This is a genomic window from Citrobacter sp. wls711, from assembly GCF_005281055.1.
Classification (GTDB): Bacteria; Pseudomonadota; Gammaproteobacteria; order Enterobacterales; family Enterobacteriaceae; genus Citrobacter; species Citrobacter gillenii.
Map to the genome: position 1 here is coordinate 197,822 of NZ_SZXC01000006.1, position 20,753 is coordinate 218,574.

The 20,753-nt window shown below is 53.0% G+C and carries 20 protein-coding genes; 5 read left to right on the top strand and 15 right to left on the bottom strand.

From position 1 onward, the window contains the following. Positions 1–232: 232 nt before the first annotated feature. Both kduD and kduI read right to left on the bottom strand, forming a co-directional pair. Positions 233–994, bottom strand: coding sequence for a 2-dehydro-3-deoxy-D-gluconate 5-dehydrogenase KduD (kduD, locus tag FDW98_RS01360; RefSeq protein ID WP_096755831.1), 762 nt, complete (start codon positions 992–994; stop codon positions 233–235). Positions 995–1,051: 57 nt separating this feature from the next. Next, the gene (kduI, locus tag FDW98_RS01365) at positions 1,052–1,888 is read right to left on the bottom strand and encodes a 5-dehydro-4-deoxy-D-glucuronate isomerase (RefSeq protein ID WP_096755830.1); all 837 of its coding nucleotides are present in this window, start codon (positions 1,886–1,888) and stop codon (positions 1,052–1,054) included. Positions 1,889–2,347: 459 nt separating this feature from the next. On the opposite strand from kduI, the gene FDW98_RS01370 reads away from it, so the two are divergent. Then, on the top strand, positions 2,348–3,523 hold the full coding sequence (locus FDW98_RS01370) for an oligogalacturonate lyase family protein (protein WP_096755829.1): 1,176 nt from the start codon (positions 2,348–2,350) through the stop codon (positions 3,521–3,523). A gap of 167 nt (positions 3,524–3,690) precedes the next feature. On the opposite strand, the gene FDW98_RS01375 is transcribed toward FDW98_RS01370, so the two are convergent. From FDW98_RS01375 to FDW98_RS01385, 3 genes are all read right to left on the bottom strand, one after another. Further along, positions 3,691–4,374 carry an oligogalacturonate-specific porin KdgM family protein gene (locus FDW98_RS01375; RefSeq protein WP_096755828.1) on the bottom strand — a complete coding sequence of 228 codons (684 nt, stop codon included), beginning with the start codon at positions 4,372–4,374 and terminating at the stop codon, positions 3,691–3,693. A gap of 474 nt (positions 4,375–4,848) precedes the next feature. Then, positions 4,849–6,027: an acetyl-CoA C-acetyltransferase gene (locus FDW98_RS01380; protein WP_096755827.1), complete on the bottom strand. Its 1,179-nt coding sequence runs from the start codon at positions 6,025–6,027 to the stop codon at positions 4,849–4,851. Positions 6,028–6,130: 103 nt separating this feature from the next. Then, positions 6,131–7,015 (bottom strand): LysR family transcriptional regulator, encoded by an 885-nt coding sequence (locus FDW98_RS01385; RefSeq protein ID WP_096755826.1) that lies wholly within the window; start codon positions 7,013–7,015, stop codon positions 6,131–6,133. A gap of 101 nt (positions 7,016–7,116) precedes the next feature. Between FDW98_RS01385 and FDW98_RS01390 the strand changes: the two genes are divergently transcribed. Together FDW98_RS01390 and FDW98_RS01395 are read left to right on the top strand one after the other, a co-directional pair. Continuing rightward, positions 7,117–7,572 (top strand): multidrug/biocide efflux PACE transporter, encoded by a 456-nt coding sequence (locus FDW98_RS01390; protein ID WP_096755825.1) that lies wholly within the window; start codon positions 7,117–7,119, stop codon positions 7,570–7,572. Between the two features lie 142 nt (positions 7,573–7,714). Then, positions 7,715–8,944, top strand: coding sequence for an amino acid permease (locus tag FDW98_RS01395; protein WP_096755824.1), 1,230 nt, complete (start codon positions 7,715–7,717; stop codon positions 8,942–8,944). A 52-nt stretch (positions 8,945–8,996) separates the two neighbouring features. Here FDW98_RS01395 and rcnR read toward each other — a convergent pair whose 3' ends face one another. Next, positions 8,997–9,269 carry a Ni(II)/Co(II)-binding transcriptional repressor RcnR gene (rcnR, locus tag FDW98_RS01400; RefSeq protein WP_016154292.1) on the bottom strand — a complete coding sequence of 91 codons (273 nt, stop codon included), beginning with the start codon at positions 9,267–9,269 and terminating at the stop codon, positions 8,997–8,999. Positions 9,270–9,388: 119 nt separating this feature from the next. On the opposite strand from rcnR, the gene FDW98_RS01405 reads away from it, so the two are divergent. After that, a complete protein-coding gene (locus FDW98_RS01405; protein WP_096755823.1) occupies positions 9,389–10,255 on the top strand; it encodes a nickel/cobalt efflux protein RcnA in 867 nt (288 codons plus the stop codon). Between the two features lie 51 nt (positions 10,256–10,306). Here FDW98_RS01405 and FDW98_RS01410 read toward each other — a convergent pair whose 3' ends face one another. The 7 genes from FDW98_RS01410 to FDW98_RS01440 all read right to left on the bottom strand — a co-directional run bounded on the left by FDW98_RS01410 (position 10,307) and on the right by FDW98_RS01440 (position 18,903). Then, a complete protein-coding gene (locus FDW98_RS01410) occupies positions 10,307–11,689 on the bottom strand; it encodes an amidohydrolase family protein (protein ID WP_096755822.1) in 1,383 nt (460 codons plus the stop codon). A gap of 12 nt (positions 11,690–11,701) precedes the next feature. Then, positions 11,702–12,652, bottom strand: coding sequence for a carbamate kinase family protein (locus FDW98_RS01415; protein ID WP_096755821.1), 951 nt, complete (start codon positions 12,650–12,652; stop codon positions 11,702–11,704). A 26-nt stretch (positions 12,653–12,678) separates the two neighbouring features. Then, on the bottom strand, positions 12,679–14,229 hold the full coding sequence (locus FDW98_RS01420; RefSeq protein WP_096755820.1) for a xanthine permease: 1,551 nt from the start codon (positions 14,227–14,229) through the stop codon (positions 12,679–12,681). 117 nt (positions 14,230–14,346) lie between these two features. Continuing rightward, positions 14,347–15,765: a DUF1116 domain-containing protein gene (locus FDW98_RS01425; protein WP_096755819.1), complete on the bottom strand. Its 1,419-nt coding sequence runs from the start codon at positions 15,763–15,765 to the stop codon at positions 14,347–14,349. Beyond that, on the bottom strand, positions 15,765–17,312 hold the full coding sequence (fdrA, locus tag FDW98_RS01430; protein WP_096755818.1) for an acyl-CoA synthetase FdrA: 1,548 nt from the start codon (positions 17,310–17,312) through the stop codon (positions 15,765–15,767). Before fdrA ends, FDW98_RS01425 begins: the two co-directional genes overlap by 1 nt. After that, a complete protein-coding gene (locus FDW98_RS01435; RefSeq protein WP_096755817.1) occupies positions 17,290–18,189 on the bottom strand; it encodes a DUF2877 domain-containing protein in 900 nt (299 codons plus the stop codon). Before FDW98_RS01435 ends, fdrA begins: the two co-directional genes overlap by 23 nt. 15 nt (positions 18,190–18,204) lie before the next feature. Beyond that, positions 18,205–18,903 (bottom strand): ankyrin repeat domain-containing protein, encoded by a 699-nt coding sequence (locus tag FDW98_RS01440; protein WP_338075331.1) that lies wholly within the window; start codon positions 18,901–18,903, stop codon positions 18,205–18,207. 298 nt (positions 18,904–19,201) lie between these two features. Between FDW98_RS01440 and FDW98_RS01445 the strand changes: the two genes are divergently transcribed. After that, positions 19,202–20,131: a LysR substrate-binding domain-containing protein gene (locus tag FDW98_RS01445; protein ID WP_096755815.1), complete on the top strand. Its 930-nt coding sequence runs from the start codon at positions 19,202–19,204 to the stop codon at positions 20,129–20,131. Positions 20,132–20,176: 45 nt separating this feature from the next. On the opposite strand, the gene FDW98_RS01450 is transcribed toward FDW98_RS01445, so the two are convergent. Together FDW98_RS01450 and yjdI are read right to left on the bottom strand one after the other, a co-directional pair. Next, complete coding sequence (locus tag FDW98_RS01450) at positions 20,177–20,449, bottom strand: GNAT family N-acetyltransferase (protein ID WP_096755814.1); 273 nt, start codon at positions 20,447–20,449, stop codon at positions 20,177–20,179. Between the two features lie 11 nt (positions 20,450–20,460). Further along, on the bottom strand, positions 20,461–20,691 hold the full coding sequence (gene yjdI / locus FDW98_RS01455; protein WP_096755813.1) for a 4Fe-4S mono-cluster protein YjdI: 231 nt from the start codon (positions 20,689–20,691) through the stop codon (positions 20,461–20,463). Positions 20,692–20,753: the final 62 nt, after the last annotated feature.

Genomic DNA, 20,753 nt, shown 5'->3' on the forward strand with positions numbered 1-20,753 from the left:
GTTATGGATAAAATAGCTAGCCCATACCGTTATGTGATGGACATTACAATTTTAAAATTTATAGATAATTACTCAATAAAATTTAATACACTGATATTAAAGAGTATTAAATATTACCGTTTCATACATATGAAATTATTTATGGATTAATTTATAACCACAATATGGATTAAAATAACTTAAAACCAAAAAAAACCTGCCGTTGGCAGGTTTTTTAATACTGGAGAGGGAATTAACGCGCCAGCCAGCCGCCGTCTACTGCAACGGTATAACCATTGATGTAGTCAGATGCGCTGGAGGCCAGGAATACGATCGGCCCCTTCAGATCGTCAGGCAGACCCCAACGGCCTGCCGGGATACGATCGAGGATTTCTGCGCTACGCTGCTCATCAGCACGCAGCTGTTGCGTGTTGTTGGTCGCCATGTAGCCCGGTGCAATCGCATTGACGTTGATGTTGTGTTTTGCCCACTCGTTCGCCATCAGGCGGGTGACGCCCATCACACCGCTTTTTGATGCGGTATAAGACGGCACGCGGATGCCACCCTGGAAGGAGAGCATAGAGGCGATGTTAATAATTTTCCCGCCGTTGCCCTGCGCGATGAAGTGCTTCGCCGCCGCCTGGGACATAAAGAATACGCTCTTAATGTTCAGGTTCATGACGTCGTCCCAGTCTTTTTCGCTGAAATCAATCGCATCATCACGACGAATAAGACCCGCATTGTTCACCAGAATATCGATATGGCCGAATTCTGCCACCGCGCGCTCCAGCAGTGCCGGAATACCGTCAATCTGACGCAGGTCGGCAGTCAGGCTTAAAAAGCGACGGCCCAGGGCAGTAACACGTTCGATAGTTTCTGTCGGCTCAACAATGTTGATACCCACGATATCGCAGCCCGCTTCCGCCAGACCCAGCGCCATACCCTGGCCCAGACCGGTGTCACAACCTGTCACAACGGCGACTTTACCTTCAAGAGAGAATGCATTCAAAATCATTGTTAATCCTTATTTTTTATAGTGCCCATCACCGACAGGCTGAGTGGCCGCCCGCGACTAGCGCAGATCTTTTACTGCAACGTGATCCATGTCATCAAAGACCTGGTTTTCGCCGACCATACCCCAAATAAACGTATAGGCTTTTGTGCCCACGCCAGAGTGGATAGACCAGCTTGGAGAAATAACAGCCTGCTCGTTGTGCATCACAATATGGCGCGTTTCCTGAGGCTGCCCCATCATGTGGAATACACAGGTGTCCTCTTCCATATTGAAGTAGAAATAGACTTCCATGCGGCGTTCATGGGTATGGCACGGCATGGTATTCCACAGGTTACCCGGCGCCAGTTCAGTCAGACCCATGCTCAACTGGCATGTTTCCAGAACATCCGGCACAAAGTATTTGTTGATGGTACGGCGGTTACTGGTGAGATCATCGCCCAGCGTCACCGGCGCAACGTCTGCTGGCGTGACTTTTTTGGTTGGGTACGCGGTGTGTGCCGGCGCACAGTTGTAGTAAAACTTCGCCGGAGTTGCCGCATCAAGGCTGGCAAACACCACTTCTTTGGCACCTTTACCGACATACAGCGCATCGCGGTGACCGATTTCATAGCATTGACCATCGACGGTAATCGTGCCCGGACCACCGATGTTGATCACGCCCAGCTCACGGCGTTCGAGGAAATACGTTACGCCCAGCTGTTTGCCAACTTCACCACCAACGGAAACGGTTTTGGCCACCGGCATAATCCCACCGACAATAATACGGTCGATGTGGCTGTAAACCATGGTGTATTCGTCTGCGACAAATACCTGTTCTACCAAAAATTCGTTACGCAGCGCCTGGGTGTCCAGGGTTTTAGCATGCGCACTGTGGATACTTTGTCTTACGTCCACATTTACCTCCAGTGATAAATTGACCGTGAATACGTTATCGGATAGCAAAACGTCGTTCCGTTTTTCCTAATGCGTTAATGATATCTCTCTCGGAACGCGTTTTCAATTACAACTAAAACGATGTTTCACTTTTTCTGCATCTTATTATCAAAAGTGTAGTTGCGATCACGCTAGCGACGGAAAATCGGCAGATAACAAAAAACAACTGGATTTAAAAACCATATAAAACAAATAGATGTAAAATAATAAGAAATGATAACTCCATGGAGGTAGAGATAAAGCATTCAACAACCTCTCGCCGCAGAAATGCTTTCTTATGCTTTTTGTTACAAATTGCGTCATCAATCACACATGATGAAACGCTGTTTTGATAAATTATCACTTGGTTTTTAAATTCATCATAAATCTGGGTGCTGACGCAGATTGCTAAAATCCTGCGTACGGTAAAAGGAGTGCATTATGGCTAAAGGCATGCGGGTCAAGCTGAACTATGAGATCAGCCGCGATCCGGATACAGGCGTGGAAGTCACCCGACTGACCCCACCGGAAGTAACCTGTCATCGAAACTATTTCTATCAGAAATGCTTCTTTAATGATGGCAGTCACCTGCTGTTCGCCGGTGAGTTTGATGGTCACTGGAACTACTATTTACTGGATCTTGCCAAAGCCGAAGCCGTTCAGTTGACCGAAGGCGCAGGTGATAATACCTTCGGCGGTTTTTTATCGCCGGACGACAGCGCCCTCTACTATGTCAAAAACGACCGCACCCTGCTGGAAGTGAATCTCAAGACGTTGGCAGAACGCGAAGTGTACCGCGTGTCTGATGACTGGGTGGGCTACGGTACCTGGGTTGCCAACAGCGATTGTACAAAACTGGTCGGTATCGAAATTGCTAAAAGCGACTGGACACCGTTAAACAGCTGGCAGCTTTTCCATGACTTCTTCCATAAAGGCCCGCACTGCCGACTGCTGCGCGTCGATTTACGTACCGGCGACAGCGCGGTGATTCACGAAGAGAAAAACTGGCTGGGTCATCCGATTTACCGTCCGTTCGACGATAACACCGTCGCTTTCTGCCATGAAGGTCCGCACGATCTGGTCGATGCGCGAATGTGGCTGGTCAATGAAGACGGCAGTAACGTGCGTAAAGTTAAAGATCATGCGCAGGGTGAAAGTTGCACCCATGAATTTTGGGTCCCGAACGGCTCGGCGCTGGTCTATGTCTCGTACCTGAAAGGTCAGCAAGGACGCACTATCTCCAGCTACAATCCTGATACCGGCGTTAATGAAGCCGTAATGTTAATGCCTGCCTGCTCGCATTTAATGAGCAATTTTGATGGCACGTTGCTGGTTGGCGATGGTTCAGGTACACCGGTAGACGTGAAGGATACTGGCGGTTACACCATCGATAACGACCCTTATCTGTATGGATTTGATGTAGCGAAGAAAAGCTGTTTCCGCATCGCACGCCACGATACTTCCTGGGCTACCGTGGCAAACAGCCGTCAGGTCACCCACCCGCATCCGTCGTTTACACCAGACGATCGCGCGGTACTTTTTAGCTCAGACAAAGATGGCAAACCGGCGTTGTACATTGCCAAACTGCCCGAGCAGCCGGAACTGTTTCAACTGTAGTCCCCGAAATGATTGTGCCCTGTTTTTAATTTCATGTTTCTGTAACTGGCCTTGCCCTCCTCGCGGAGGGCTTTTTTTATTAATAGAAAAGCTCAAGACTATAAATAATAAGCAGCAGAAAACCCCGGTCAACATCTCCGGGGTATTTCGCCAGCTATTGATGGTATTTAGAAAGAATAGGCGACGCCCATACGGAAACGAGTTTGACGCTCATCCGTTGTTTTCACACCCACGTTCCCGACTTCAACATACGGTGCCCAGTTTTTATCCCACTTATAGGCTAACTTGGCATTATATTCATTGGAGTAGGTTTTATTATTATTACGCGCGACACCTTCGGTGCTTTTGGCGTAAACATAGTTCAGCTCAGTACGCCAGTCACCCAGCACAAAACCAACCCACGCATCCCCACGGTTTACCTTATCATCTTCTTTATTGGAGCTTGAAGGATAGCGTGTATATTCATAACGATAGCGGGTGGCTACATAGAAACCATTCTCAAAACTGTACTGCAGGTGCAGGTTCGGTTTGTAGATGGTGCGGCTGTCATTACTTTCAAGTGTCAGACCTGGCGTTACCGCAATATTGCTGGTTGCTTTCCAACGCCAGTTAATTGAGTCTTCATGACCGTTACCCACTACATCAGCAAAAGGCTGGTCAGCTTTATCACCGCCCGATTTCCATTTTGCTTCAACGGTAAAACCTAAACCATTTTCAAAACGATGCGACACCGACACGCGATCGGCATTAGACCCGCTATCAATATATTCATGTCGTAAGTCAACGGTGACAGCCTGCGCTGCAAATGACGCACCAATTAAAGACGCAAGCACCAGAGTGTTCTTAAACATATGCTACCCTCAAATTAAAATGATGTTCCTTTTTTATGGAATTGCATTTTATTTTTTTAACACCATTATTTTAGTGATCATGATCGTAATTATTTGTTTCAAAAAAAATGGACAACAACAGCGTGATGAATATCAAACAAAAATCATCTAAAAACCCGAAAACAAAGATCATGATCACGGTTCATTTTATTTAAAATGAATAGCGGAAGTATTAATCACAATAATTGATATTAAAAACAATGAGATACAACAAAACACGCAGTTAATAACCTAAGTTATATTACCTGTGACAATTATACGCTTTTGTATTATTAATTAAGTTATAAGCGAAAAGGGTAAATCAGAGAAGGGATTTTGCTTCAGAGTTTTTCTGAATAGATTTTACTTATTTCAAAATATAACAGACGAGCGCTGTCACATTTGCATGGACAGCGCGGCAGGAAGGCGTATTTGAGAGGATTAATTTAGAGCGGATCAGTCACGTTCAATGGCCAGTGCCACACCCTGACCGCCGCCGATGCACAGCGTTGCCAGACCTTTATGCGCCCGGCGTTTCACCATTTCATGGACCAGTGAAACCAGAATACGGCAGCCGGACGCCCCAATCGGATGACCGAGCGCAATGGCCCCACCGTTCACATTCACCCGGCGTTCATCCCACTCCAGCATTTTGCCGACAGAAAGCGCCTGCGCGGCAAACGCTTCGTTGGCTTCGATAAGATCAACATCCGCCAATTGCCAGCCAACTCGTTCCAGGCAACGTCGCGTCGCGTACACCGGCGCAATGCCCATCAACGCAGGATCGACCCCGACGCTGGCAAAGGCACGAATGCGCGCCAGCACGGGTAAGTTCAGCTCTTGGGCCTTGGCTTCGCTCATCATCATCACGGCAGCAGCACCATCGTTTATTGATGACGCGTTACCCGCCGTAACGGACCCCAAACGATCAAAGGTAGGATCCAGACGCGCCAGCCCTTCTGCGCTGGCATCGGTTCTCGGCTGTTCGTCGGTATCCACCACTATCGATTGCCCGTTACGCTGAGTGACCACGGGCACAATTTCATCTTTAAACCGCCCAGCATCGATCGCCATACGCGCTTTGTGTTGCGAGTGAAGCGCGTAGGCATCCTGTAATTCACGGCTGATACCGTATTCCCGCGCCAGGTTTTCCGCGGTAACGCCCATGTGATAATCGTTGAAAGCATCCCACAGGCCGTCGTGCACCAGGCTATCGACCAGTTGACTATTACCGAGTTGCGCCCCGGTGCGACTGTCGGTCAGGACATGTGGGGCGCGGCTCATATTCTCTTGTCCACCGGCAATCACAATGTCGGCTTCACCGCACTGGATAGCCTGCGTCGCCAGATGCAACGCCTTCAGGCCCGAGCCACAAACGTCGTTAATGGTGATGGCGGAAACGGTGTTGGGGAGTCCTCCGTTAATGGCTGACTGGCGTGCCGGATTTTGCCCCGCACCAGCCGTGAGGACCTGACCCAGGATCACTTCATCAATAGAGTGAACATCCACCCCGGTGCGTTCCATTAACGCCCTGACCACCATACTGCCTAACTCAACGGCAGAGTGGCGTGCCAGCGTCCCCTGGAAGCAGCCAATCGGTGTCCTCAACGCCCCCACTATCACAACCTCTTTCATCACTACCTCAGCGCAAAATAACAGCGCAATAGTAGATGATTGTTAAGAATAGTTATCTTAGTTGTTTAAAAAATGGTGAGTTTTATCACAAAGGAAATGTGTATCATTTATCTATCATCGAAACGCCACCCTGTTGTAAGTGATCGCGTAGCCAGCTTCCCGCCACGCCAGGCGGCGATTTCTTGTTCCACAGCAGATCGATAGAGATAGCCTTAGGCCAGCCAGGTACCTTCAGCTGTGCCAGCGGTTTTTCTGCTGCAAACTCCTCCACCAGCGCACAAGGCAGCGCACACCAGCCAAATCCCTGCACCGCCATACTGAGCAACAATAAATAGTTAGGCGCTGACCACACCGGACCGCGCGCCACGTTAGTGCCGCTTTCCAGGTAGGTATTTAGCCGCAGCTCGCGCCAGGTACGCAGTTGCTCCCACTGCAGTTTTTCCTGCGCCGCTAGCGGGTGCGAAACCGCCACGTACAATCCCATCCAGGTTTGCATCGGCAGGCGCGTGACACCCATGTCCGTGGGGTAATCCTCGCGCGCTTCAAGGAGACCAACCTGCGCACGCCCCTTTTGCAGCAGATCGATCACGTCCTCATCTTCGCCAATCAGACATTCAAACTCGGTGTGCGGAAACAGTCGGTCAAACTGCACCATCAAATCCTCCAGCACATCCGGATGCAGGGTGTCCGAAAGCACAAAAGTCAGACGTGCTTCCGTTGCGCCCGACAGCGAAATCGCCGCTTCATCCAGCCGCTCGCTGGCCGACAGAATCGCCTGCACATAGCCAAGAATCCGCTTGCCTTGCTCGGTGAGCGTGGGTTGACGTGAAGAGCGGTCAAACAACGCAAAGCCGAGATCGGCTTCCAGATTGGCTATCGCCGTGCTGATGGTGGACTGACTTTTGCGTAACCGCCGCGCCGCCGCAGAAAATGAGCCGCAGGAAACGGTCTCAACAAATGCCGTTAATGCTTCAGGAGAGTAGCGCATGAACTATCTACTTTATCGATGGATTCTATCTTTTAGATATCACATAAAACGATAAAATTACCACTATTCCGTTATCCGGGCATCAAAGAAGGTTTCAGATTATGCAACACGATACAGTCCAACGCCGTTCGTTAATGGAACGTATTTTTCACGCCGTCTGTTTTGAAGGTATTGCCACCGCCGTTCTCGCGCCAACCGCCGCGTGGTTGATGCAGCGCTCAGTGCTGGAAATGGGCGGATTGACCGTACTTCTGGCAACCACGGCGATGATCTGGAATATCATTTATAACGCCCTGTTTGACCGCTTATGGCCGACTCACCTGGTAAAACGTACGGCTAAGGTCCGCGCATTTCACGCGTTAGGTTTTGAAAGTGGGTTTATTGTGATTGGGGTGAGCATTATGGCGTATGTGCTGAACGTCAGCCTGCTGCAAGCATTCACCCTGGAAATTGGTTTCTTCCTGTTCTTCCTGCCGTACACCATGTTTTATAACTGGGCGTATGACACATTACGCGAGCGCGTAATGAAACGTCGCCAGCAGCGCGTTACTGCCTGATAATCCAATGAATAGTCGGAATTATCCCCATTCCGGCTATTCATCCCTTCTCCCGCCCACATGTTCACACCTCCCCCAGCCCCGCTCATATGTGGTAAATTGCGCTTCTTTTTGTTTATTTTATAGTTGATACGTTCAAATAATGTCGAAAATTTGGTCAAAAGAAGAGACTCTCTGGAGCTTCGCGTTATACGGGACTGCCGTCGGCGCAGGAACCCTTTTCCTCCCCATACAGCTGGGTTCTGCTGGTGCGGTGGTGCTGTTTATCACCGCACTCGTCGCCTGGCCTTTAACCTACTGGCCGCATAAAGCGCTGTGCCAGTTTATTCTGTCATCCAAAACCTCAGCGGGTGAAGGGATCACTGGCGCAGTCACCCACTATTACGGCAAAAAGATAGGCAGCCTGATTACCTCCCTCTATTTTGTGGCCTTCTTTGTGGTGGTGCTGATCTACGCCGTGGCGATCACCAACTCACTCACCGAACAGCTGGCAAAACATATCGAGATCGATCTTCGCGTACGTATGCTGGTCAGTCTCGGCGTAGTGCTGGTGTTGAATTTGATTTTTCTGATGGGTCGCCAGGCCACCATTCGGGTGATGGGTTTTCTGGTATTCCCGCTGATCGCTTACTTTTTGTTTCTGTCGCTCTACCTGACCGGAAGCTGGCAGCCAACATTACTCACCGGCCAGATGTCGTTTGATCAGCACACGCTGCATCAGGTCTGGATATCGATTCCCGTGATGGTTTTCGCTTTTAGCCATACGCCGATTATCTCCACGTTTGCTATCGACAGGCGTGAGAAATACGGCGAGCAGGCCATGGGTAAATGCAAAAAAATCATGAAAGTCGCCTACGTTATCATCTGCCTGAGCGTGCTGTTTTTCGTCTTCAGCTGTCTGATGTCGATTCCGGTAAATTACATTGAAGATGCGAAGCACGAGGGCGTGACCATTCTGTCCGCGCTGTCGATGATGCCCAACGCGCCCGCATGGCTGTCGATTTCCGGGATCATCGTCGCCGTAGTGGCGATGTCAAAATCGTTCCTCGGCACCTACTTTGGCGTGATTGAAGGGGCGACAGAGTTGGTCAAAACGTCGCTGCACCAGGTCGGAGTGAAGAAAAGCCGGGCCTTTAACCGCGCCCTGTCTATTATGCTGGTCTCCACCATCACGTTTATCATTTGCTGCATTAATCCAAATGCAATTTCAATGATTTACGCGATTAGCGGGCCGCTGATCGCCATGATTTTGTTCATCATGCCGACGTTGTCTACCTATCTGATCCCGGCCCTGAAGCCGTACCGCTCGGTGGGCAATCTGATCACCCTGATTGTCGGTCTGCTGTGCGTATCTGTGATGTTTTTTGGCTAGAACGTGTTGTTTAATGGCTCATTCCACTATGTGGATGAGCCATTAAACTGAATTATTTGATGTAGGAATCCAGCACCTTCAGCACGACGTCCAGATCCTCTTCACGCTTGATTTCATCACCCTGATGCACGATATGCTCGGTCAGATGACCTTTAATCACTTCACGCATTAATCCGTTTACCGCGCCGCGAATTGCCGCAATCTGCTGTAAAACGGCGGCGCATTCATGCGGTTCATCAAGCATAGTTTTCAGCGCGGCTACCTGCCCCTGAATCTTACTCGCGCGGGCTTTGAGCTTTTGTTTATCGCGGATCGTATGTGACATCGTCCTGTCCCCGTTGCATAAATCATGACGTACTATACCGTGCCGATCTACTGGGGGGTAGTATTCGGTACTGGGGGGGAGTAGAATCTGACGAAACAAACCAACTAAGAATCATTCTCATGGGTGAATTTTCGACGCTTCTTCAGCAGGGCAACGCCTGGTTTTTTATTCCCAGTGCGATTTTATTGGGCGTGCTGCACGGCCTGGAGCCGGGGCATTCCAAGACCATGATGGCGGCCTTTATCATCGCCATTAAAGGCACCATCAAACAGGCGGTCATGCTGGGGCTGGCAGCGACGCTGTCGCACACCGCTGTGGTGTGGTTGATTGCGCTGGGTGGGATGTATATCAGCAAAGCCTTTACCGCCCAGGCGGTCGAACCCTGGCTACAGTTTGTCTCGGCGATTATTATTCTGAGTACCGCATTGTGGATGTTCTGGCGCACATGGCGCGGGGAGCAGAACTGGCTGGCCGAAACACATCACGACCACGGGCACGATCATCACCATGACCATGACCACCATCATCATGCTCACCACGACGCTCATCATCACCACGAACACGATCATGCCGCGCTGGCAGGCTTTGCTGAAGGTTCAAAAGAGTATCAGGATGCCCACGAACGGGCGCATGCCACGGATATCCAGCGCCGCTTTGCGGGTAAAGAGGTTACCAACGGGCAAATTTTGCTGTTTGGCCTGACCGGCGGGCTGATCCCGTGCCCTGCCGCCATCACCGTATTGCTGATTTGCATCCAGCTCAAAGCTTTTACGCTGGGGGCCACCATGGTGTTGTGCTTTAGCGTCGGTCTGGCAATAACGCTGGTTACGGTGGGTGTAGGCGCGGCCATCAGCGTGCAGCAGGCGGCCAAACGCTGGAGCGGGTTTAACACGCTGGCGCGCAAAGCCCCCTATTTTTCCAGTGTGTTGATTGCTATGGTCGGCGTATATATGGGCATTCACGGTTATATGGGGATCGTGGGGTAACACGAGTCACAATAGCGCGCAGCGACCTTTGCCGCTGCGCGTGAAACCTGACTAGCTCGCCACATTCCCCCACACCAGTTGGCCTTTATGGAAGGTTGCGGTACGGGGAGAGATTCGGGCGACGGCCTCGGCAGAACAGGAGGCATCCACCAGCACAAAGCTGGCCTCATCCTGTGCTTTTGGCCATACGCGTTCGCCTTTATCGTTGAGCGGCAGCACATCGCCGGTGGCAAGGAACAGCGCCCGCGACAGGTTGAGTTCGTTAGGGCGAATATAAAGCTGCGCGTACAGATTGGCCTTTTCCAGCATGTCCCCCAGCCCGTACGGCGACCAGTGGTCGATCACGCTGTCGGTGCCGGTAATCACCACCACGCCTTTGTCGCGCAGCTGTTTCAGCGGCATGTGCATCGTGCCAATCGGCACCGTCGAGGCAATGGTAATTTGCTGCGCCACCAGGCGGGTCGCCAGTTCATCCACCTGCTGCTCGTTCAGCGTAGACAGCGCAAACGCATGGCTGATGGTCAGCTTGCCCTTCAACTGCGGGGTTTTCTCTACCGTTTCCACCATGTAATTCACCGCCGCCACACCTGCCGGGCTGGTTTCATGCAGATGGATATCCACGCCTTTATCGTAATCGAGCGCAATCTGGAACATGGTGTCGAGGGATTTCTCCATCGCCCCGTCCACGCTGGTTGGGTCCAGCCCACCTACGTACTGCGCCCCCGCCTGCATCGCTTCACGCATCAGCGGTTCAGACTTCGATAACAGCAGGCCATGCTGCGGAAATGCCACGATCTCACAGGCAAAACCCGGCTGACGACGCGCCAGCACCGCCTGTAAATTCTCCAGATTTTTCAGCCCGGAAACCGGCTCAATATTGCAGTGGCTGCGGGCAATCGAGGTACCTTTTGATTGCAGCAGGTCGATAAGCTTTTCCGCACGCTCTTGCGTATACGGCTGCAGTTCAGGCAGCAGCTTTTGCTCCAGGCGAATCATATCCTGAATAGTGGTACCCGCCGGGCGGTTGAGTGAGCGCCATGGACCGCCATAAAAGGTTTTATCCAGATGGATGTGCATGTCGCGCATGGCGGGCAGCATCAGCTTTCCGCCTGCATCGTAGTGCGGCAGCGTGACATCCGGATGCTGCTTATTCTCACGCAGCGCAACAATTTTCCCGTCCTGAATCTCTACGGTTTGCAGTGCGGTACGGGTATGCACCACCACGGCGTTTTCGTAATCAAATCCCGCTTCCAGCAGGACGTTATCCAGGTAGTAGTGTTTATCGTTAATCGTCATCGTGTTCTTCGCGCAACGGGTTGTCCCGACAGGATCCGCAGCATACGCGACCGGAGCGACCGCGCCAAATAGCGCGGCAGCGGTGACCATTTTTCCGCTCTGGCTTAAAAACTCACGGCGGCTGTTACTTTCCTTCATTCGCATCTCCTTTCAGGAATGGACAATATGGGTGCCTGTTTCACCGCGCAGCGCGGCGGGCAGGCATTCCGGCGTGGTGATGATCACCCGTTTGCCGCCACGGGCGAGAAACGTCAGGCTGGCAACGATTTTGGGTAACATGCTGCCCGGCGGGAAATGCCCTTCCTGCATATAGTGGGTCATTGTTGCAATATCCACGGTGTCCAGCGCCTGCTGCTCAGGCTTGCCAAAATGAATACACACTTTCTCAACGCCGGTGGTGATCACCAGCACGTCGGCGCGGATCTCCTGCGCCAGCAGCGCGGTGGAGAGATCTTTATCAATCACCGCATCTACGCTCTGGTAATCCCCCTGATCGCTACGTACCACCGGGATCCCACCGCCGCCCGCGCCAATCACCACAAAGCCTTGCTGGGTCAGTGCTTTAATCGCCTCGGCTTCGACGATGCGCTTCGGCTCCGGCGAAGCGACGACCCGACGGTAGCCGCGCCCGGAATCCTCAACAAAGCGCCAGCCCGGATTGGCCAGCTGTAGCGCATCACGCTGAGCGTCGCTAAAAAACGCGCCGATCGGTTTGGTGGGGTTGGCAAATCCTGGATCGTTTTTGTCGACTTCCACCTGCGTAACCACGGTGACCGCTTTCTGTTCGCCACGCCGCGCCAGACGGTTATTCAGCGCCTGTTGGATCAGATAACCAATGCCACCCTGGGTATCGGCGACGCAGTTTGCCAGCGGCGTCAGCGGCAAGCCTTCACGCTCGTGGGCAATCTCTGCGCGCCGCAGATCGAGTCCCACCTGCGGCCCGTTGCCGTGCGTCAGCACAATGTTGTAGTCCGATGCCAACATCTCCAGCACCGTATCGGCAACGGCTTTTACGGCTTCAGCCTGGTGCTCAATCGACTGGCTGGCGTTATCTTTGATAATGCTGTTGCCGCCAATGGCAACGACCACAAGTTCTTTCATAGCGTCATCTTCCACAGCAAAGCGATTCAGGAGGTTTTGGTCGGTTGCTGCTCAAGGGCAGTCACCGCTTCACGGCTGTCGAGCACATGCTTTATCACGAACATCCCGCCCATCATCAGGTAGGCCATGACAAACATCAGCGAACTGCCTTCAGCAAACCCAACGGCCGGGGAGTGGATTACGCCAAACAGCGACAGCAGCGCCCCACCGGCGGCGGCAATCGCCCCACGTAATGGTTTGTTGATAATGGCGAAGATGGCGATACAGCCCCACAGCATACTGGCCAGCGGCGCGCCGCTACCGAGGTGCACCAGCCCGTCGTAGTACACGCCTTTACTGTGCAGCAGGTCGGTTCCGAGTTTAGCCGCTGACGTTCCCGCCGCCCCCATCACGCTGTTCACAATGGTTAACGCCCAGTTGGCAATCCACGGGAACAGACAGATAAAGATGACGGGCACCTCAACTTTGGGCGTTTCTCGCACCACCTGGTTGGCGGTTACTACGCCGATAAACACCAGTATCGGCACGATCGCGGTCATCGGAATAATGGCGAGCATAAACGCCCCCAGACCAAACAACGGCACCAGAAACATGGTGATCCCCGACGCGAGGGTATAGCCGATACTGGCCCCCATCGCTTTCCAGCCCGCGTGTCCGACATACACGGTAACCGGGAACGGATTACCCAACATGCAGCCCAGCATTGATGCAAAGCCGTTCGCCATCATGACTTTACGGGTGTTGTACTCATCGCCTGCGGCGTGCGCACTTTCAATGTTCTCAAGGTCAAAAATGTAGTTCGCCAGTCCCAGAGGAACCGCAGAAGCCAGATACGGCAGTGCGTGCGGCAAGCCTTGCAGGAAGCTGTCGACGTGAATTTCCGGCGGGTTGAAGCCAAAGGAAGACATCGACGCTTTGATCGCTTCCGGGCTTTGCAGGCCGGAGATCCACGCCAATGCCGTACCGGCGATCAGCAGCAGCAGGCCGGTAGGGATACGGGCAAAAATCGGCTTCTTACCGAACCAGTTAATGAAGATCAGCAGCAGCACGATGAACGATACGGTTGGCGCTTCAAACGCCTGCAGCATCGGGTTCATCGCCAGCAGCAGCAGACCCAGGCCGGATAAACAAGAGAGCAGCACCGTGCGTGGGATCATCTTGCGGATGGTCTCACCAAGGAACGAGCCACCAACCAGGATCAACGCTTCGACAAAACACCACACCAGCGCGATTTGGATAGCAAAGTTGGCATCTTTGGTTTGCTGATACACCGGCATCAGCACCAGGAAGGTGACGGTGAAAATTGACGGGGCGCTCGGCCCGGAAGGCAGCGCCGTCACGTCTTTACGTCCGGTCTGTTTTGCCATCTGCAGGCCAAACCAGGCGTAGCAGACGCTGGCCACCAGCACCGCCAGACCAAAGGCAGGCGCAATACGGCCGTAGACAATTTCGGTAGGGATCCCGACGACAAAGATGAGCAACCCCATCATTGTCAGCAGGTTAGTCAGGTTGTTGGTCATCAGCCCAAAGTAAGCCGCCCAGTCACCCCGTTTCCATTCTAGTTTTGTGCTGTTCATGGAATATCCTTTACAGGTTAAGCATCGTTTGCGATCGCGGGGATCGCCCAGCCCTGCAGGTAAGCAACGTTATTCGCTTCGCGACCAGGGGCTAACGGCATTAGCCCCTGATTATCGTTATTGGCAGTAGCGATCGCGCCAGCTGAGAATTGCCTTTTCAAAGCAGGCAAACGGCGGATGGACAATTCCCGCGCCGATCATGCCGATCCCCGCATCTTTGTGGGCAATCGCGGTGTTGATGACCGGCAGAATGCCGGTGCTGCCGACGCGCGTAATGTCGATAGCGGTAGGTACGCCCATAAAACCGAGCAGCGGAATGGTGACGTTCGGGTTTTCGCCAAGGGTGATTTCACGCATCTGGCGAGAGAAGTCGACCGCTTCCTCAACCGTACCGCCGACCAGCGCCACGATGGCCGGCGCCGTCGCCATGGCAAAACCGCCAATGCCGTAGGTTTCGGTAATCGCACTGTCGCCGATATCACGCCCGGAATCTTCCGGCTTATAGCCCGCAAACATCGGGCCAATCACCTGCTGAGCCGGGCCGGTAAACCACTGGCCTGGTAACCCACTGACGCGCAGACCAAACTCAACGCCGTTGCGCGCCATCGTCGTCACCACGGTGCTGTATTCAATACCGTGCGCAGCATCCATCGCGGCTTTGCACATCGCCATCCACGTCGGTCCGGAGAAATAGTCGCTGCTAAGGACAAACTCAAAGACCTCGCGCTGCTGCGCCACCGGATAGCCGGTCTGGATAATCCACGGGGTCAGCGCCTGAATCAGCAGCGCCGTCCCGGCGTTATTGCGGTTGTGGCATTCATCGCCCATGTGCAGCGCCTGCGCAAGCATCAGGCGCAGATCGATTTCCCCCGCCAACTTCATGGCGTCGCGCAGCATCGGTCCCAGCACGTCGCGCATCCAGTTCAGGCGATCGATGACGCTCTGATCGTTCGCCCCCATACGCAGGATCTTCGCCATCTGCTCGCTCATATTGGTATATGCGCGGTTGCCGTAGGTTTTGTTTTCCACGATGTGCATAAACATCGAGGCAGACGTGACGCCCGCCATCGATCCGACGCAGTCGTGCTCGTGGCACGGCGAGAAGATGATTTCACCGGAGGCGGCAAGCTCGGCGGCGGCATCGAGGTCTTTCGCCAGTCCTTCAAACACCAGCGCCCCGGTCACGGCCCCTTTCATAGCGCCGCACATGTTTTGCCAACGGGTCGGCGGCCCAGCGTGCAGGATGGTGTTGCGGGTCATGCCCGGTACCACGTTGATGGCCTGATCAAAACCAATCAGCACCGGGTGCGACTGGATAATACGTTCCAGCGCCTGCTGGTTTGCGGCAGCAATTTTGTCTGCCAGCGGCGAATCGGCAATCTCGTCCAGCGCGGCAACCACCTGCATATTGCCCTGGCCCGGCGGCGTCCAGTCGAGCTGGGTCACCGGTACATTTTGCTTTTTCAGGTCATCACTGAACATCGCGATGCCGACGTTAATCACGTTCAGCGGCTGGGTAAACAGCGTCTGGCTCATCAGGCTTCCTCCCCTTTACAGATAAATTCACGCGCCAGCAATCCGGTGTTGGTGCTGCTGCTCGCCCAGATAACCCCGGCATCGGTCAGCATCTGGCACTGTTTTTCCAGTGATGGCGTATCCTGGTCGGTTCCCAGTACATAACCGAGGATCTCCAGAGGACGTCCGTCTGCGGCAGCGATCGCTTTCGCCTCAGCGATCGCCTCGATCATCACGCCCACCGGATCTTCATGCGATCCAAAGCCGAGGACGAAATCCATCACGATCACGCCGACTTCAGGATCCCGCGCTTCCTGCAACAAACGGCTGATGCGGTTGGTCGGGTCGATCATCGGGTGCGGCTTGCCGTTGGTGAAGTCGTCATCACCAAAATCGAGGAAGGTATGCGCCACGCTGCGGTTAATATCCGGCAGGCGGAACGCCGGGTCCGGGTGAATGTTGCTGTACACCTCGGCATGTTTTTCCATCGCGGCAAACATCGCCTCATCGCACAGCGTGCCGCCACAGAACAGCCCACGGATATATTTTTGCTGCGGTGTCAGACGGGCGCGCACTTCTTCAATCAGCGGCCAGTTGAGCGGATGCAGATCCAGGCTCTCTTTTTTCACGCCGCTGAGCAGGACCGCGCGCAGCGCCGCATCTTTGGTGCCTCGGGCGAACTGCAATCCGTCTTCATCCGCCAGCGCGGCGTCACGTCCGAGGAAGCACACCACCACCGGTTTGTGACAAGCGCGCGCGCGATCCAGCACTTTTCGGGCCACCGCAGGCGCAGGCGGTTTGGAGATCAGCGCAATAATCTCGGTTTGCGGATCGGCCTCCAGCATGGCAATCGCGTCGAGCATCATCAGGCCGCCAATCTTTTCGCTCAAGTCACGTCCACCGGTACCAATCAGCTGGGAAATACCGCCGCCAAATTCATGAATACGTACGCTGAGTTCCTGGCTACCGGTGCCGGATGCGCCGACAATGCCGATATTGCCGCGACGCACTGCGTTACCAAAACACAGCGCCGCACCGTTAATAATGGCGGTTCCGCAGTCCGGCCCCATCATCAACAGCCCTTTTTCGTGCGCCAGTTGTTTCAGCGCCAGCTCATCGTCGAGGGACACGTTGTCAGAGAACAACATCACGTTGAGGTTATTTTGCAGCGCCTGACGCGCTTCACGGGCCGCGAACAGGCCGTTGACCGAAATCACCGCCAGGTTGCTGTCGGGAACGTGCTTCTTCGCACTGGCAAGCGTGGCATAGCGTGCTTCATGCTGGCCGCCCTGCTCCTTGTGCGTGAACAGCTCATCGATAGCCACCAGCGTTTGCGCGTTCGCCGCCTCGCTCGCACCCTTGATGACAATCATCAGATCGCCACTCTTCGCCTCTTCCAGTTCAGGCGTCAGCAGGCCGAGATTCTTCAGCACGCCTTTGTTCATTTCCGTTGCCATCGCCACAAACGCCTGCTCCACGCCATCGAGCTTGTTAGCGCGCGTTGAGATAGACATCAGTGACACAGAATCAAAATACGTGTTCTTTTTAACAACTATCCTGATCGACATAATTCCCTCCGGACCGATGGCTCAGGGTGCAGGCGTCTGCCATGCCATACAGCATGTCGCAGCCAGAACTTGAGCCGATATTTTTAATATCAGTAATAAATGGCGTAGCAACGTGGTGTTGCCGCGTAATAATATGGGTTACCAGTCGTGCAACGTTTTCCCGATAACGCTGATGAAAAGCCTCTTCCAGCGTTATTTTACTGAGCAGCGTCGTGTTATTTCCGGCAATCCGTAATGCTGCTAAAAAATCGTGCTGATGTTTTTTTAACGGGTGACCGTTAATAAATAAAACCGTACTCAGACCCACTAAATAATCATCGGATGATGGCGTTAAACCAATTCCCAGACCGATTAACTGGCCAACTGCGAAAGAAATATTTTCACCATTATTCAGGGCGGCGATTAATGCCCGGCGGCGGTTCTGTAATTCACGGGCGATTTCCTGATAAAACGGGTTATCGCCCTGGTACAAAAATAATGTGTCGCGGTGATTCAGCTGTTGGCGGATAACCTCTGCCCAGCAACGCCAGGAAATTGCTGCGAAGCGGTCTGCATCTGGCGACCAGCGCGGCATTTGCCAGGTCTGGCACCCGGAGGTTGCTATCCATTTATCCGTGCCAACGGCTATCCCCGTCTCGGTAAAACTCACCGGCTCGCCGGGATGAAACAGATCTTCACAATGCGTCAGCGCCAGCCGACAGCTGTTAGGCGCGTTATCGCCGCTCTCGCTCAGTAAGGTGAACAAGCGCTGCAGCTCGGGTATGAACAGGTTTACCGCGCGGGAAAAAACCTGTTCTACACGCCCCGTTCCCCGAAATTCAAGAAACGCGCCGTCGGCGGTTAGCGCCGTTACGCATCGCCGTGATGACGTGGCGATAGTGGCGCTCCTCGGTCAAGCTCCGGCGGCAATCAGCAGCTCGGCAATTTGGTGATACCCTTTCTCCCGCGCCAGTTCCAGCGGGGTTTTGCCGTACTTGTCCGTCATGTGCGGATTCGCACCATTGTCGAGCAGCAGCTTGACGATTTCCTGCTGCTTTGCGCCGCCGTCGTTGAGTACGATGGCTTCCAGCAGCGGCGTCCAGCCGACAAAGTTGGTGTGGTTAACGTTGATGTCGGTACGCAGCAGCAACTCACGCACGATCTCCACGTGGCCTTTTTCGCTGGCAGGCGTAATGCCAACGCCACCAAAACGGCTGAGAACATTGAGATCAGGGTTAGCCGGTAACACCAAACGCAGCAGCGTTAAATCATTGGTCAGGCAGCTAATCAGGAAGGGATTGAAACAGGTTTGATCTTGTTTATTAATATCAGCGCCGGCCTCAATCAATAAAGACACGCAGTCATAATGTTTATTCAGGCTGGCAATAATAATGGCGGTACGTCCCTGGCGATTGGTCGCATTAATATCCACATTTTTTGCCAGACAGGATGTTAATCCCTGCGCATTACCCTGCTCTGCCGCCAGCAGAAATTCAGTAATAAGTTCTTTCTCTGACATAATCCTTCTCCTGCAGTTTTTAAGGCTTTTTAAAATTCCGATAACCTGAGAATAGCAACAGAGAGAGGGGAATAACATCCGCTTAAATTTCATTCATCGTTAGCGAGTTGATTATTGAATAGTATTTAATAATGAGAGCAAAAACGTGCTGTAGTGCAATCTTTCTCTTATGGCCGCTGCTCTTTTAGACATTATTCAGACATCCGGGAAATAAAGCGGGATGCTGCACGGATAGCGGCCTGCAACTAAAAGACAGAAGTGTGATTGCCTTCAAATCAAATGTGAACCTAGTGTTAAATTCTGTTCAAAACTGGTTGCTCTGCATAAGGATTACAAATACATTCAACAATCATCGTATGGCAGGGGGTAGACGAGCCCGAGGGGAGAGAGGATGAATTCAATTTTTACCGAGGAGAACCTGCTGGCGTTCACCATGGCTGCGCGCTACAGCAGTTTTAGCAAGGCCGCCGAAGAGCTGGGTTTAACCACCTCCGCCATCAGCTATACCATCAAGCGAATGGAAACGGGGCTCGACGTGGTGCTGTTTACCCGCAATACCCGCAGCATTGAGCTAACCGAGTCCGGGCGTTATTTCTTCCGTAAGGCGACCGACCTGCTAAACGACTTCCACGCCATCAAGCGCAGTATTGATACCATCGCTCAGGGTATTGAGGCGCGGGTGCGCATCTGCATTAACCAGTTGCTCTACACCCCGCAGCATACCGCGCGGCTGTTGCAGGCCCTCAAAAAGCAGTTTCCAACCTGCCAGATAACCGTGACCACCGAAGTGTATAACGGCGTCTGGGATTCCATAATTAATAACCAGGCCAACATCGCCATTGGCGCGCCGGACACATTACTGGACGGCGGCGGGATTGATTACACCGAGATAGGGGCGATTCGTTGGTCGTTTGCCATTGCCCCGGATCACCCGCTGGCGTTTATGCCTGAACCTATTTCAGAAAGTCAGCTACGGTTGTACCCAAACATCATGGTCGAAGACACCGCGCATACCATTAACAAGAAGGTCGGCTGGCTGCTGCACGGGCAGGAGTCCATTCTGGTCCCCGATTTTAATACCAAATGTCAGTGCCAGATCCTCGGCGAAGGTATTGGCTTTTTGCCGGACTACATGGTGCGTGAGGCAATGGAGAAGTCGCTGCTGGTGACGCGTCAGATCCATAATCCGCGTCAGGATTCACGCATGCTGCTGGCAACCCAGCACTCGGCAACCGGCCGGGTCACTCAGTGGATTAAAAAGGAGTTTGGCCCACACGGGGTTCTGACGGGGATTTATCAGGATCTGCTGCATCGGGAATGAGATGCCGGATGACGGCGGCGCCGATCCGGCCTACAACTGTGCATATCAGGCGCGGATATCGTCATACTCGCGGGTTTTATCAAACTCATGTTTGGCAAATGGGCACAGTGGAATAACCTTGCGGTTTTCGGCACGCATTTTCTCCACCACCTTTGCCACCAGCAGTTTACCCACGCCCTGACCTTTCAGACTCGGGTCGACATCAGTATGTTCAATAATGCTCAGATGCTCGCCAGTCGGCACAAAGACGATTTCAGCGACCTGGTTGCCCTGCGCATCATTCACATAAAATTTGTTATGGCCTGCAAGAATTTCCATGGTTCCCTCACTTATTTCTGACGGTATTTCAGCGCACCGCTTGGGCAGGTATCGATAACCCTGATAACCGTGGCAACATCAACTTCATCAGGAATAATCCACGGTTTACGCTTGAGGTTGAACAGCTTCGCGCTACCGCGCACACAGTTTCCCGAGTGCTGGCACATTGTCGCATTGAAATAGACGTCGATCTTCTCACCGGTATAGGCCCGGTAGCCTGCATCCAGTAGTTCCTTATCCATGACATTGCCTCAGTTATTTTTATTGTACCGAGTCTAATCATAGTCCGATGCAGAGTTGAAGG

What these genes read in the sequence shown, in the direction of transcription:
- kduD (WP_096755831.1), bottom strand. Translation starts at nt 994, where the DNA reads ATGATTTTGAATGCATTCTCTCTTGAAGGTAAAGTCGCCGTTGTGACA.
- FDW98_RS01370 (WP_096755829.1), top strand. Translation starts at nt 2,348, where the DNA reads ATGGCTAAAGGCATGCGGGTCAAGCTGAACTATGAGATCAGCCGCGAT.
- FDW98_RS01375 (WP_096755828.1), bottom strand. Translation starts at nt 4,374, where the DNA reads ATGTTTAAGAACACTCTGGTGCTTGCGTCTTTAATTGGTGCGTCATTT.
- FDW98_RS01380 (WP_096755827.1), bottom strand. Translation starts at nt 6,027, where the DNA reads ATGAAAGAGGTTGTGATAGTGGGGGCGTTGAGGACACCGATTGGCTGC.
- FDW98_RS01385 (WP_096755826.1), bottom strand. Translation starts at nt 7,015, where the DNA reads ATGCGCTACTCTCCTGAAGCATTAACGGCATTTGTTGAGACCGTTTCC.
- FDW98_RS01390 (WP_096755825.1), top strand. Translation starts at nt 7,117, where the DNA reads ATGCAACACGATACAGTCCAACGCCGTTCGTTAATGGAACGTATTTTT.
- FDW98_RS01395 (WP_096755824.1), top strand. Translation starts at nt 7,715, where the DNA reads ATGTCGAAAATTTGGTCAAAAGAAGAGACTCTCTGGAGCTTCGCGTTA.
- rcnR (WP_016154292.1), bottom strand. Translation starts at nt 9,269, where the DNA reads ATGTCACATACGATCCGCGATAAACAAAAGCTCAAAGCCCGCGCGAGT.
- FDW98_RS01405 (WP_096755823.1), top strand. Translation starts at nt 9,389, where the DNA reads ATGGGTGAATTTTCGACGCTTCTTCAGCAGGGCAACGCCTGGTTTTTT.
- FDW98_RS01410 (WP_096755822.1), bottom strand. Translation starts at nt 11,689, where the DNA reads ATGAAGGAAAGTAACAGCCGCCGTGAGTTTTTAAGCCAGAGCGGAAAA.
- FDW98_RS01415 (WP_096755821.1), bottom strand. Translation starts at nt 12,652, where the DNA reads ATGAAAGAACTTGTGGTCGTTGCCATTGGCGGCAACAGCATTATCAAA.
- FDW98_RS01420 (WP_096755820.1), bottom strand. Translation starts at nt 14,229, where the DNA reads ATGAACAGCACAAAACTAGAATGGAAACGGGGTGACTGGGCGGCTTAC.
- FDW98_RS01425 (WP_096755819.1), bottom strand. Translation starts at nt 15,765, where the DNA reads ATGAGCCAGACGCTGTTTACCCAGCCGCTGAACGTGATTAACGTCGGC.
- fdrA (WP_096755818.1), bottom strand. Translation starts at nt 17,312, where the DNA reads ATGTCGATCAGGATAGTTGTTAAAAAGAACACGTATTTTGATTCTGTG.
- FDW98_RS01440 (WP_338075331.1), bottom strand. Translation starts at nt 18,903, where the DNA reads ATGAAATTTAAGCGGATGTTATTCCCCTCTCTCTGTTGCTATTCTCAG.
- FDW98_RS01445 (WP_096755815.1), top strand. Translation starts at nt 19,202, where the DNA reads ATGAATTCAATTTTTACCGAGGAGAACCTGCTGGCGTTCACCATGGCT.
- FDW98_RS01450 (WP_096755814.1), bottom strand. Translation starts at nt 20,449, where the DNA reads ATGGAAATTCTTGCAGGCCATAACAAATTTTATGTGAATGATGCGCAG.
- yjdI (WP_096755813.1), bottom strand. Translation starts at nt 20,691, where the DNA reads ATGGATAAGGAACTACTGGATGCAGGCTACCGGGCCTATACCGGTGAG.